Genomic DNA, 12,655 nt, shown 5'->3' with positions numbered 1-12,655 from the left:
GCTACCATGTACCACCATGGCTCTTTGGGTGCCAAGGGCTTGCAGCACGCAGGCGATAGGGGTAACCAACTCTAGGCTATATACCCCAAGTAGCATAAACTCGGGGCGCGCTGGGTTAATCAACGGTCCTAACACATTGAATAATGTGCGAGTTTTTAGTGCTTGCCTTACTGGGGCTGCATGTTTGACGCCGCCGTGGTAGTGGGGGGCAAACAGGAAGCACAGATTGAGCGATTCGAGACAGCGGCTCGCCAGCTCGGGTGACATGGTTAAATCGATGCCAAATTGGGCGAGTAAATCTGACGAGCCCGATTTACTCGATACGGAGCGATTACCGTGTTTTGCCACTTTTGCGCCAGCAGCGGCGGCGACAAAGGCGGCAGTGGTGGAAATATTAATGGTATTAAACCCATCGCCGCCCGTGCCGACGATATCGATAATCCCTTGAGTCCGCTTAGATGCGGGATACGGAAACGGCTTAGCCGCGGCGCGCATGGCATCGGCGGCGCCGCTGATTTCTTCTATGGTTTCGCCGCGAATTTTAAGCGCCATTAACATACCCGCCATCACGGTCTCATGCATTTCACCTTGGATCAGCACGCTAAAGAGGCTGGCGGTTTGCTCACGGGTTAATGCCTTGCCTTGAAACAAGCTATCGAGCAGGGGCTGGATGGATGTTGCACTCATTATTGGGCTCCCGCGTGGTGACTTGCGTTTTCTTGGGTCAAAAAGGCTAAGGTTTGGGTCAACAATGTGCTGCCTAAGGTCGTTAAGATGGATTCGGGATGAAACTGGAAACCGACCGCCCTATGCTTGGCATGCATAATTGCCATCGGCATATCTTCCGTCGTGGCGATAACCTCTAGACAATCAGGTACTTTAGTGGCGACTAAACTGTGGTAACGGGCAACGGGTAAGGGCGAAGGTAAGTTGGCAAACACGCCTGTGCCATTGTGATAGGTGGGGCTGGCTTTACCATGCACGACAAAAGGCGCGCGCTCCACTTTGCCACCGTAATATTCCACCATGGCTTGATGCCCTAGGCAGATCCCCAGCATTGGCACTTTGCCCGCAACTTTATCAATCAGTGCCAGCATGGAGCCCGCCTCATGGGGCGCTCCCGGGCCTGGTGATAACACTAAGGCGGTGGGCTCAGTTTCTGCTAACAGCTTGTCGGCAATAAAGTCAGCAGCGACATCGTTACGGTAAATCACCACTTCACAGCCAAGGCTTCTAAATTGATCGACTAAGTTGTAGGTGAAGGAGTCAAAGTTATCGAGTAAATAGAGTTTCATGCTTGGCTCCTTATCCTTATTGCTCAGTCGTGGTATTGGCAGAGGTTGTTTGGCAGGTTTTATCAAAGCCTGCGCCCAGCTTGATGGCTGAAATCACCGCCTGTGCTTTTTGGCGAGTTTCATCGGCTTCACTCTGGGGATCGGAGTCAAACACCACGCCGGCACCCGCTTGGATATGGGCGACACCGTTTTTCACAAAGGCGGAGCGGATCACGATGCAGGTGTCCATATCCCCAAGGGCATTGAGGTAGCCCACGGCGCCGCCATAGCTGCCGCGGCGGGTCTTTTCTGCCTGCCGCACTAGTTGCGAGGCACGTACTTTGGGCGCGCCCACTAAAGTGCCCATGTTCATACAGGCTTGGTAGGCATGGAGCGCATCTAAGTCTTGGCGTAATTGACCGGTGACGCGGCTTACAAGGTGCATGACGTGGGAATAACGGTCGACCTTAAGTAATTCAGCTACCTTACGACTGCCACTTTGGCTAATGCGGGCGATATCGTTGCGAGCCAAATCAACCAGCATTAAATGTTCAGATAACTCTTTTTTATCTAAACGCAGTTCGAGTTCAATGCGGCTATCGAGGTCAACATCAATCTCGCCACTCGCGGTTTTGCCGCGCTTACGGGTACCTGCGATAGGATAGACTTCGACCTGATTGTTGCTGGAATCAAATTTCAGCGCGCTTTCTGGCGAGGCTCCAAACAGGGTGAAATCATGGCCCCTGAAATAAAACATATAGGGGCTGGGATTGGTGAGTCGCAGCGCGCGGTAAGCACCTAAGGTATTCGGGCAGGGCAGGCTAAAACTGCGCGAAGGCACCACTTGGAAGATGTCGCCGGCAACAATATGTGCTTTTAAATCGATAACGGTTTGTTTAAAGGCTTCATCGCTGATATTGACTTGCTCAGTCGCTTCAATCCCTATCAGCGCGGGCGCAGGTTCTGCATCTTTAGCTAAGGTTTGGCTGCGAGCGCTGATATGGTTAACGCGCTCATTTAAGATCTGAGTGACTTCAGCGTATTTAGCTGAGTCTTCGCTGAAATTGTGGGTGATTATCTCGGCTTGTTTTTGTTTGTGATCAATCAGAATTAAGGTTTCGGCAAGATAAAATAAATAGTCTGGACAATCATTTGCACCATTTGGTGCTGCAGGCAGCGGCTCGACAGTATCAATCAAATCGTAGGAGAGTACGCCACCTAAAAATAAGTCAGCAAATGCTGGCGCCCGACCACAGTCGATATGGTTAACAAATAAGCGCAAACCATCGAGGGGCGAGGTGGATGTTAAGCGCGCATCCTCATCCTTTAGCTCAGTGTCCTTTTGCAGTATCACCACTAAGTGTTGGCCATTGCGTTGGCATTGGGTTTGGTTCGCGCGGGCGATAAAAAATTGCTCAATGGGCGTGAGCAAACTCTCACCATTGTCGGTCAGTGCGCTAAAGCTTAAACGGTAGCCGTCACAGCGGATCATCAGCGCGGCATGAGTCATTACTATGCTTTTAAGATTTTCCTTACTGTTGATTTCCGCCGACTCCAGCAACATGGTATGGGGTGTATCTTGGGTGATGTGCTGATAAAGACGCAGCGGATCGCTATGGTATGCCAGCGTTGCCTTAAGCGTATGTGAACGTGCGAATGCCTGTTGTGGTGGCGTCATATCTTCTCCACCGACTTGGGTCACTTGATTAAATGTCTTTAAGGCCATGCTGTTATCTCGCTTTTATCCATTTACCGCGTTGCAGACATTTTTCGCGCCAACAAAAAAGCCCGCATTTCTGCGGGCTTTTTGTTGATTCTGTGACTTTCAAATGAGCACAGAGCTTCACACCACCCGCTACGTTGGGAAGTGCCACCACCAAATGATGTTGAATGAAGCTGTCGTGTGGGTCATTTAAAAGGATCTCGTTATCGATGAATTAAGCTATAGAAAACATGAGCGAAGGCCTAAAGTCAATTGAATATTTTTTAATTTCGAGAAAATCTTGGCAAAACCGCCCCGATGATTCGGCACTTATTTTATAAAACACGAGATAACTGCGCATTTCTTAACAAATTCGCGTACAATAGCCCCATGAATACTCAAAGCATATTGGCTGATTTACACAGCCACACGACCGCCTCCGATGGTCTATTAACCCCCGCCGAATTAGTGCTAAGAGCACTCGAAAAGGGCGTGCAATTATTTGCGATTACCGATCATGATACGGTGGCGGGGTTAGCTGAGGCTCGCAGCGTTAATGCGGCCCAAGCACAGCCGCTAAAATTGATTTCAGGGGTTGAAATATCCACCCGTTGGAATAGCTATGATATTCATATTGTTGCACTTAATTTTGATGAAACCGACGATGGCCTGTTAACGTTTTTAGCGAATCAACGCCACTTACGTGAGCTGCGAGCCCTAGAAATGGGTGAGCGTTTGGGCAAGGCGGGGATTTTAGGGGCCTATGATGGCGCTAAAGCGTTGGCGGGTAATGCCGCCTTAAGCCGCGGCCATTATGCGCGCTGGCTGGTGGATAATGGTCATGCCGTTGATATGCCAAGCGTGTTTAAGCGTTATTTGGCGCGGGGAAAAACCGGTTATGTCCCCAATAATTGGGGGGATATGGCTAGCGCCATTGAGGTTATTCACAATGCGGGGGGGCTAGCGGTCTTGGCCCATCCGAGTGGTTACAAACTCTCGGCTAAGTGGTTAAAACGTTTAGTCCGCGAATTTAAAGAAGCAGGTGGGGATGCCATGGAAGTGGTACTCGGCCAGCAAACCCTAGACGACAGAGCCAATCTTGCAGCTCTTAGTGTTCAAAATCAATTACTTGCATCGATAGGGAGTGATTTTCACTTTCCAAGTAATTGGATCGAATTAGGTAAAAATCTGTATCAGCCCCAAGGTATTGATTGGGTCTGGCAGTCCGGAGCTTGGGTGGAACGACCATGAGTCAGTTTTTTTATGTACACGAAGTAAATCCACAATCTCGGCTGATTAATCAAGCCGTGGCGGCCTTAAAAGCCGGCGGGGTGATTGTTTATCCGACCGATTCTGGTTACGCCCTCGGGTGTATGATCGGTGAAAAGGATGCGATGACGCGTATTACCCGCATTCGCCAAATTGAGCACGACCATAATTTTTCCTTGATGTGCCGCGACTTGTCCGAGCTTGCAACCTATGCCAAAGTCGACAATCAGGCGTATCGTATCCTCAAAAGTTGCACTCCAGGGCCTTATACCTTCATTTTTAAGGCGAGCAAAGAAGTCCCTCGGCGTTTGCAAAATGATAAGAAAAAGACCATCGGGATCCGTGTGCCAGACAACGTGATCGCCCTCGCGCTATTGGCGGCCTTAGACGCACCGCTGATGTCAACGAGCTTAGTCATGCCGAATGCCGAATTTGCTGAATCGGATCCTGAGCACATTCGTGATCTGCTTGAGCATCAAGTGGATGTCATTATTCACGGCGGTTATTTAGGCGAAAAGCCCACGACAGTGATCGATATGTCTGAAGACGGTGCTGAAATTTTACGTGAAGGCGCTGGGGATATCAGTCCGTTTTTGTAACTTAGGCTGTCTTGCGATGTTTTATCCCTTTAGTTTGCGGGATAAAGCGCGTTTTTAGCAGTGTTATCATCGGATATTTACAGGTATAATCGCGCGTTTGGCGAAGCTTAGCCAAGCTGTGGGCGGGAAACGGGGACATTGCGGATGCAGGGCACACAACAAAGTCTACCCTTAGCCGTTATTCGTGGGCAGGCCATCACGGAAATGCCGCTGGATTTGTTTATCCCGCCTGAGGCGTTGGAAGTTTTTCTTGAATCTTTTGAAGGCCCGCTAGATTTACTGTTGTATTTGATCCGCAAGCAGAAGTTGGATGTGGTTGATTTACCCATTTCGCAAATTACCGCCCAATATTTAGAATATATCGCCATGCTTACTCAGGCGCGTATCGAGCTTGCCGCCGATTATTTAGTGATGGCGGCAACCCTTGCGGAGATTAAATCGCGGTTGCTGCTGCCACGCATGGTGGCAGAAGATGAGGTTGAGGAAGATCCGCGGGCTCAGTTGATCCGTCAATTAAAAGCTTATGAAGTGATTAAAGAAGCCTCGCAAAAAATGGATGAGTTACCTCGACTCGAGCGCGATGTATTTCAAGCCAAGGCCCAGGCTGCACCGAGTATTAAGCCCTTGGTGATCCCGCCTGAAGTGTCGTTATTGGATATCGCCCGCGCCTTTGGCGATGTGCTAAAACGGATCGACGCCAACGAAGATCATCATGTGAAGCGAGAACAGCTATCGACCCGCGAGCGCATGAGCCAGATTTTAGCCTTGTTGAACTCAGTCGAATTTACGCCCTTTGAGCGTTTATTTAGTGTCGAAGAGGGCCGCGCCGGCGTGGTAGTGACCTTTTTAGCCTTGATGGAACTGGTCAAAGAATTATTAGTGGAATTGTACCAAACAGAGCCGTTTTCAACTATTTATGTAAAGGCCTATTAATTGATGCAGATAAATCCAATTCAATTAAAACAGCTTATTGAAGCGAGTTTGTTTGTATTGGGGAAACCCTTGTCGGTGAAAATGTTGAAAGAAACCGTGTTAGCGGATTTCAGTGTTTCCAGAGACAAAATCAAAGCTGCATTGGATGAGTTGCAACAGGATTATCAGGAACGGGGTGTTCAACTTGTGAAAGTCGCTGGGGGTTATCGCTTCCAGACCTTGGAAGTCCTGAGTCCGTTTTTGCAGCCTCTGTGGCAGGAAAAAGCACCCAAGTATTCGCGGGCAACATTAGAGACACTGGCGGTGATCGCTTATCGTCAACCTGTGACCCGTGGCGATATTGAGCAGGTGCGCGGTGTGGCTATTAGTAGCCATATCATTAAAAGTTTGTCGGATAGACAATGGATTAAAGTAGTTGGCCATAAAGAAGTCCCGGGGCGACCCGCACTGTATGCCACTACCTTAGAATTTTTAGCCTATTTTGGCTTAGATACCTTAGCGGATCTCCCTGCGCTGACGGATACTGAGTCATTACAGGCGGTATTTTCGGGTTTGAAAGTAGCGCCAGAACAGTCAGAAGAGCAACATACTAATGAGTGAAAAATTGCAGAAAGTCTTGGCCCGTGCAGGCCATGGCTCCCGTCGTGAGATGGAGGCATGGATTGCTGCAGGCCGAGTTAGTATTGATGGGGTCATCGCTAATCTCGGTGACCGTATCGAAGCCGACGCCAAAGTGCGTATCGATGGCAGGGCGATATCGCTAAAATCTGCCGATGATGTGATTTGCCGTGTGCTGGCATACCACAAACCCGAAGGCGAGATTTGTAGCCGTAAGGATCCTGAAGGTCGTCCAACCGTGTTTGATCGTTTACCTAAAGTGCGTGATTCACGCTGGGTAGCGGTGGGGCGTTTAGATATCAACACCTCCGGACTATTGTTATTCACCTCAGACGGTGAGTTGGCTAACCGCTTAATGCATCCTTCTAACGAGGTTGAGCGCGAATATGCCGTGCGGACCTTCGGTGAAGTCGCAGAGGCGACGGTACAACGTTTACGTACCGGCGTGATGTTAGAAGATGGCCCCGCGCAATTTGATAGTATCAAAGCGGCTGGCGGTGAGGGCATGAACCAATGGTGGCACGTGTGTTTACGCGAAGGACGTAACCGCGAAGTGCGCCGTTTGTGGGAATCCCAAGAAGTGCAAGTGAGTCGGTTGATCCGGATCCGTTATGGTATGGTCGAATTGCCTAAGTCTTTGCCCCGTGGCGGTTGGATTGAATTGCCAATAGAGCAGGTTAACTATCTGCGTCAACTGGCAGGGTTAGAGCCTGAAACTCGTACTATGTTGGCGGCGGACAAACACAGTGTCGCGCGTGCACAGGTGAAAAGCGCTAAAATTCGCCGCGCGGTACGTAAGCATAAGGTCAGTGGTGCCGCTAAGCCTAAGCCTACCCGTCAGCGCAGCTAATCTCGAAAGAGTCAACGCAAAGTGTTAAGGTAACGAGCTTAACACACTTAATAAAAAGGCCGCTAAGCGGCCTTTTTGCTGTTTGGGTTGTGAGTTGCTAAGCGCGATTGTAATGGTTATCGAGCTATTTATGGTTGCAGTGGGCGTATTAAGATTGAATGTTAAGTCTGCCCATATCGGCGCCAGAATTGGCGGCCTCTGCTGGTAACCGTTGCTCAGCTAACCATTAATGGCCCGGTTTATTGGGTATTAAACTGCTGCCCATTGATCCCAATTGAGTCCGCCCCCATCAAATAGAGATAGGTGGGCATGATGGCATCAGGGGTTTTAAGATCCAATGGATTTTCAGCAGGATAAGCTTTAGCGCGCATTTCTGTGCGTGTCGCACCAGGGTTGATACTGTTAACGCGCACACTTGTGCCATCGCACTCGTGGGCCAGCACTTGCATCATGCCTTCATTGGCAAATTTAGAGAAAGCGTAGGGCCCCCAATAGGCTCGACCTTGTCTTCCCACACTGCTTGAGGTAAAGATGATCGAGGCATTCGGCGCTTTACGCATGATCGGCAAGAGTGCCTTTGTTAACATCACCTGCGCGGTGACATTCACTTTGAGTACATGTTCAAGGGATGGAATATCTATGTGTTCAAAAGGTCCTAGGGAGCCGAGCAAACTGGCGTTATGCAGTAATCCATCGAGGTGACCGAACTGTTCAGCAATGGTGTCGGCCATATCTTGATAATTTTCTTCGGTTGCGCCCGTCAGATCGAGGGGCACAATCGCAGGTTTAGGGTAACCGGCTTGTTCTATCGCATCGTAAACCGCTTCCAGTTTTTTCACGGTTTTACCGAGTAAAATCACCGTGGCGCCATGTTTGGCAAACTCAATGGCGGCCGCGCGCCCAATTCCTGCGCCTGCACCTGTCACGAGAATTGTTTTACCTTGGAGTAAATCTTTTACAGCTTGATATTCCAACATGAGTCTTTTATTCCTCTTGGCGAGAATGCCCGCCACTTCTACTGTAGCCGAAGTGATAAACGCATGTTTCAAACAAACGACTGAAACATTGTTACCAATAGCTAAAATGTTTGTGACAAACTTGTGGCTAACTCAATATTTTTACGTTAAGTTGAAATGAGTTAGGGGCTAATATAAGTCCTATTAGTCACAGATTTCGAGCTATTGTGACTAATTTCTTGGGGAAAACAAAACTATTACAACAAGATTTGGGGAAAAAAGATGAAAAGACTCATTTTGGGTGTCGCGATTGCGTCTGCGCTGGGCCTCACAGGATGTGGTGAGGAGAGCTATAACGAACTTAAGGATAGCACCCCAGTGCTCATCCCTGAATCGCGTATGGTATTTGATCCCGCTAATGCTAAGGTTCCTTTGCCCAATGATTTGCTTTTTAGTGGCACGTCTGACGGGACCTTATCCATTCCTGGTGAAAGCTCAGGTAATTATGTGGATCCACAAATTGCCTTGGGAGCCCTCGATGGTTGGTCAACCACATCACCCATTTCAATTGATATAGAGCTCGCTAAAACAAGTGATGGTACACCGCTGACATTAGCGGCCTCATCGGTGGCCCAACCTGGCGCGGTACGAATGTTTGAAGCCACGGTAGGGGGACCTTTATCTGCCGATCCAGAGTGTAAAAGCAAACCTTCAGTATCGGCTTGTAAAGTGGGTGCAGAACTTAAGTTTGGGGTTGATTTTGTTGCAAGGGCTTCTGGCGCTAAGGTGGTTATTCTGCCAATTAAGCCCCTTAAGGCTGGCCAATCTTATATTTATGCGACCACAGACCTTATCCAAGATTCAGAAGGGCGAGGTATAGCGCCGTCATCAACCTATGGGTTGTTGAAAATGGATATCAATACTTTGCCCTTAGAAACACCAGAGCAATTGCTACTGCAAACTCTGGTGAACAGCTATGAAAAGGGGATGGCAGCGGCCCATAATGTTGATCCTGCAACGATTACTTATTCTGGACTGTTTACGACGCAATCGGTGGCAAACGTCTATGAAACCACAAAGCTCTTGATGGCAAGCCCCGGATCTCCTTATGCGCCAAGTTTTGTACAAATGCCCACGCCGGCCGGTGTTACTGTGGCTCAGGCCGCGGGATTAACCCCTGCTGATGGCGCGGCGTATGTTGTGTCAAGTTTGGCCGATGTCTATACCGCGGCAATTAAACTGCCGATTTATGGTGATTGCTCTTCGAGTCAATGTTTATCCGCTACGGGTCAGCCCTTAATTAATGGTCGCTGGCAAGCTCAAGGCGATAGCCCGGTGTCAGTGTTATTAGCATTGCAAGCAGGTACCTTGAGTCAGACCAATTTTGCTACTCAAGCCGTGGCCAATGGCATTGCTAATCCTGCCGATGCGTTAGCTAATCCTGCGTTGATGGCGGGGAAAACCTGGCTGTTAGATGATGGCACTGCCGTCGATAAAAGTAAGCATCTGACTAAATTCAACCCGATTCCTGCAATTAAAGGGTATGAAACTGTCCCAGTGCTGATTTCGATGCCTAATGCCGCTAAAGTGGCCGCTTTTATGAAACAACAAGGACTCACCTTTACGCCTCCGACCTCGGGTTGGCCAACCACCAGTGCTCTTCATGGCTTAGGGGGGGGGAAAGAAATGTCACTAGCCTATGCTGGCACTTATGCTGCGATGGGCGTGGCTACGATAGCCATCGATATGCCACTGCATGGCGCTCGCTCCTTTGATGCTGATGGGGATGGCATATATGAGGTCTCTGCAACCGATCCTTCTTTCGGCGAGGTTATTGGTACACCTGATGCCTTTAACGCAGGTAACCCCTTGGTATTTGTGAATATCTCAAGCACGCTGTCGGTGCGGGATAATTTCCGCCAAGCTACGATGGATCACTTAGGTGTACGTCTGGCGTTAACTGGATTGGCGAATGGGTTAGCCCAGGCGGGCAAGTCTCAAGTCTTTGATGTCTCTAAGATCAGCATTCAAGGTTTGAGTTTAGGGGGTATTGTGGGTACCGATTTTGCCACCTATGCCAGCACCGGTCTTAAACATCCCACTAGCGGACAAGCATTACCCAATGCTTATGCTATCAATGCTGCATCTTTAGTCGCCCCAGCGGGCGGTTTAGCAGGATCATTTGCGGGCTCTGCAGCTTTTGGCCCGGTGTTGTTTAGCAACATCACGGCATCAGCCCCTTTTAAAGCGTTAGTGGATAAGGCCAATATCGCAGGTTATGTGCCTGGTAGTCCTGAATATGCTCAATTAGTGCAAACGGTGTATGCCCAATTTATTCCAAGCTTTGCCTTTGCGGTGCAAACGGCGGTCGATTCTGCCGATCCGGTAAACCATGCTCCGATGTTAAAAGCAACGGGATTACCAATACATTTGATTGAAGTGGCTGGGGATGGTAACGGTAACTTAGCAGATCAAGTGTTACCTAATCGCGTGGATAATTTCCCACTATCGGGAACTGAACCATTGGCGGCAGCCTTAGGATTGCCCTGTGTGGACAGTACAGCCAAAGGCCCAGGTTTAGTGAGATTTGCTAAGGGACACCATAGTTCAATTGTTGACCCTAGCGAGAAGGAGTCTACCGATGGTAAGGCTGGTGATGCAACGGTCGAAATGCAAACTCAAGTGGCAACCTACGCGTTGTCAGCGGCGAAAGGTGATGCAACGATTCTAGTGTCAGACAAAAACGTGATTGCAACTTGTCCAAAATAATCACAGTCATTCCTGCAAACATCCTTTAATGCCCCGATATGCCACTCGTTAAACGCGAGTGGCATTTTTATTGGTAAATCTGGCAATCTTTGAATTCTTTGAACTTTTTGTATTCTCGACGAAGGTGTTTGGAGACTTATCTTGAGTACAGATTTTAGCGATGAAACCTGTGTTTGGTTTCTTTTTGCTGAGTGATGGGTTTTGTTGATCTCGGTAACACAGGCTTTGAGGTTGAAAGGGTTTCACCATTAACTACAGAATGCCTGAGCTTTAGGGCCTAAATCATGTTATTTAGGACTAACCATAAACAAAACTGAAAGTTTTCTGTAACTGGCGCATTGGTTTTGCTATGATGGCCTCCATGGAAATTCCTTTCCTCATTGGCAAAATGTCAGCATAGAACGGCATGCCTTTGCGACCTTACACAATCGAGCAGGAGTTGTTATGGACGTTCATGAGTATGAGAACGCTTATTATCAAGTAAAAGATGAGGTTATGGCATCTTTACCAGAAAAAAGCGAAGAAGAAGTGATTTAAGCTGAGTCATTCATTAATTGAATGGTTTGAATAATCATAGTGAGCCTAAATAACATAACAAGCATATAGATAATGGTGATATTACCGTTATTCAGATAAATACCGCTCGGTTTACGCCGAGCGGTATTTTTTTGCCGGGGAGGCGACATTGCTCGCTGAGCAGGCGGCAGTCGTGTTTGTTAAAGGAGTTGACGCCTTGCGAGGCAAAGAGTGGTAAGGAGCTTCGAAGAGCTTGTTTAAGTGGTTTTAGGGTGCGTATGTTTTAAATTGAGTGAGTACAGATAAAAGCGTTGGAATACGGCTAAAGCTACAGGAGGTCAATTAATCGTGTTAAGGGTATTGCACTCTGAGCTTTGTGTGTCAACCGGTGGTTACGTATGCCTTGTTTTTAAGTTTTTGATGTATAACATTATTTTATGAATGTTAGCCGTTGACTTTGCGTTTTTCCGGCATAATTTCAACAATGATCCACTTATTTCCAATTTTATTGAGTCTAATTGTTCTATCGTCTATCCAAGGGCTGCCGCCTTTGAGTCCTTTCATTTTGACGACCACCAAGACATCTTTCGTAAATTTGCGAAAAAAGTCGATATCAATATCATCAATTTCCATTTCAACATTGCTCATGGAAAGGCTGAGTACATTGCGCTGCACTGCGCTCGCGATATAGTAGTGACTGAGCACAGCTTGGAGCGGCTCATTGACAAAGGTTTTGGCTTTTTCAATGTCTTTGTCGACATATACGGCATTAAAAAAACCTAAGCTGACCTGTTCTGGGGTTTGGTTAGGTGCGTTATCCGTAGTGGCATCGCTACAACCGCACAAAAATAATAGAGAGAATAGCAGTAAGATTCGCATAGGCAGTCATGATGATCATTTAGAGTGAGTATCGCGATTTTACTATTGATGTTCAAGTTATTGTTCGGGTCTTTTGGGGATAAAAAAGCATTGACAGTGAAACGAAACTCATAGAATTGTTTTAGCGGCACAATTAAAGGTTATCCACAGATTCTGTGGAAAACTATGTTGAAGACTTTAGTGGTTCAATATAAATACTTGATTTAAATTATTATATTTAACTGGTTAAAAAGTGGCAGCTTTTTAGTCTTGTGGTTTTTTTCAGTATTTTGTGGATATTTTTATCAAAT

Annotated in this window: 11 protein-coding genes and 1 other annotated feature; of the genes, 6 read left to right on the top strand and 5 right to left on the bottom strand. The window is 47.8% G+C overall.

Annotated elements, in window-relative coordinates; translation table 11 throughout:
• The 3 genes from trpD to ACRCZA_RS08670 form a co-directional block, all read right to left on the bottom strand.
• Positions 1-687: anthranilate phosphoribosyltransferase (gene trpD, locus ACRCZA_RS08680; RefSeq protein WP_438674057.1), on the bottom strand; the 687-nt coding region annotated here is incomplete at its 3' end.
• Positions 687-1,295, bottom strand: coding sequence for an aminodeoxychorismate/anthranilate synthase component II (locus ACRCZA_RS08675; RefSeq protein ID WP_438674056.1), 609 nt, complete (start codon positions 1,293-1,295; stop codon positions 687-689). The genes ACRCZA_RS08675 and trpD, both read right to left, overlap by 1 nt.
• 16 nt (positions 1,296-1,311) lie before the next feature.
• A complete protein-coding gene (locus ACRCZA_RS08670) occupies positions 1,312-3,000 on the bottom strand; it encodes an anthranilate synthase component 1 (protein ID WP_438674055.1) in 1,689 nt (562 codons plus the stop codon).
• 52 nt (positions 3,001-3,052) lie between these two features.
• Positions 3,053-3,159, bottom strand: a sequence feature (Trp leader region).
• 207 nt (positions 3,160-3,366) lie between these two features.
• Here ACRCZA_RS08670 and rnm point away from each other — a divergent pair.
• From rnm to rluB, 5 genes are all read left to right on the top strand, one after another.
• Positions 3,367-4,227, top strand: a complete 861-nt coding sequence (gene rnm, locus ACRCZA_RS08665; RefSeq protein ID WP_438674054.1) for an RNase RNM — start codon at positions 3,367-3,369, stop codon at positions 4,225-4,227.
• The gene (locus ACRCZA_RS08660; RefSeq protein ID WP_438674053.1) at positions 4,224-4,844 is read left to right on the top strand and encodes an L-threonylcarbamoyladenylate synthase; all 621 of its coding nucleotides are present in this window, start codon (positions 4,224-4,226) and stop codon (positions 4,842-4,844) included. The genes rnm and ACRCZA_RS08660 overlap by 4 nt, the downstream gene beginning before the upstream one ends.
• 144 nt (positions 4,845-4,988) lie before the next feature.
• Positions 4,989-5,777: a segregation and condensation protein A gene (locus ACRCZA_RS08655; protein WP_438674052.1), complete on the top strand. Its 789-nt coding sequence runs from the start codon at positions 4,989-4,991 to the stop codon at positions 5,775-5,777.
• Between the two features lie 3 nt (positions 5,778-5,780).
• The gene (gene scpB / locus ACRCZA_RS08650) at positions 5,781-6,377 is read left to right on the top strand and encodes an SMC-Scp complex subunit ScpB (protein WP_438674051.1); all 597 of its coding nucleotides are present in this window, start codon (positions 5,781-5,783) and stop codon (positions 6,375-6,377) included.
• Positions 6,370-7,245 (top strand): 23S rRNA pseudouridine(2605) synthase RluB, encoded by an 876-nt coding sequence (rluB, locus tag ACRCZA_RS08645; protein WP_438674050.1) that lies wholly within the window; start codon positions 6,370-6,372, stop codon positions 7,243-7,245. The genes scpB and rluB overlap by 8 nt, the downstream gene beginning before the upstream one ends.
• Before the next feature lie 239 nt (positions 7,246-7,484).
• On the opposite strand, the gene ACRCZA_RS08640 is transcribed toward rluB, so the two are convergent.
• Positions 7,485-8,222: a YciK family oxidoreductase gene (locus ACRCZA_RS08640; RefSeq protein WP_438674049.1), complete on the bottom strand. Its 738-nt coding sequence runs from the start codon at positions 8,220-8,222 to the stop codon at positions 7,485-7,487.
• 261 nt (positions 8,223-8,483) lie between these two features.
• On the opposite strand from ACRCZA_RS08640, the gene ACRCZA_RS08635 reads away from it, so the two are divergent.
• Complete coding sequence (locus tag ACRCZA_RS08635; RefSeq protein WP_438674048.1) at positions 8,484-10,970, top strand: VolA/Pla-1 family phospholipase; 2,487 nt, start codon at positions 8,484-8,486, stop codon at positions 10,968-10,970.
• Between the two features lie 960 nt (positions 10,971-11,930).
• Here ACRCZA_RS08635 and ACRCZA_RS08630 read toward each other — a convergent pair.
• A complete protein-coding gene (locus ACRCZA_RS08630; RefSeq protein ID WP_438674047.1) occupies positions 11,931-12,365 on the bottom strand; it encodes a hypothetical protein in 435 nt (144 codons plus the stop codon).
• Positions 12,366-12,655 lie beyond the last annotated feature (290 nt).

The sequence above is a fragment of the Shewanella sp. genome, from assembly GCF_051658185.1.
In the GTDB taxonomy this organism is placed as follows: domain Bacteria; phylum Pseudomonadota; class Gammaproteobacteria; order Enterobacterales; family Shewanellaceae; genus Shewanella.
Note: the sequence above shows the minus strand (reverse complement) of the source record. Positions and strands in the feature narration are given on the sequence as shown.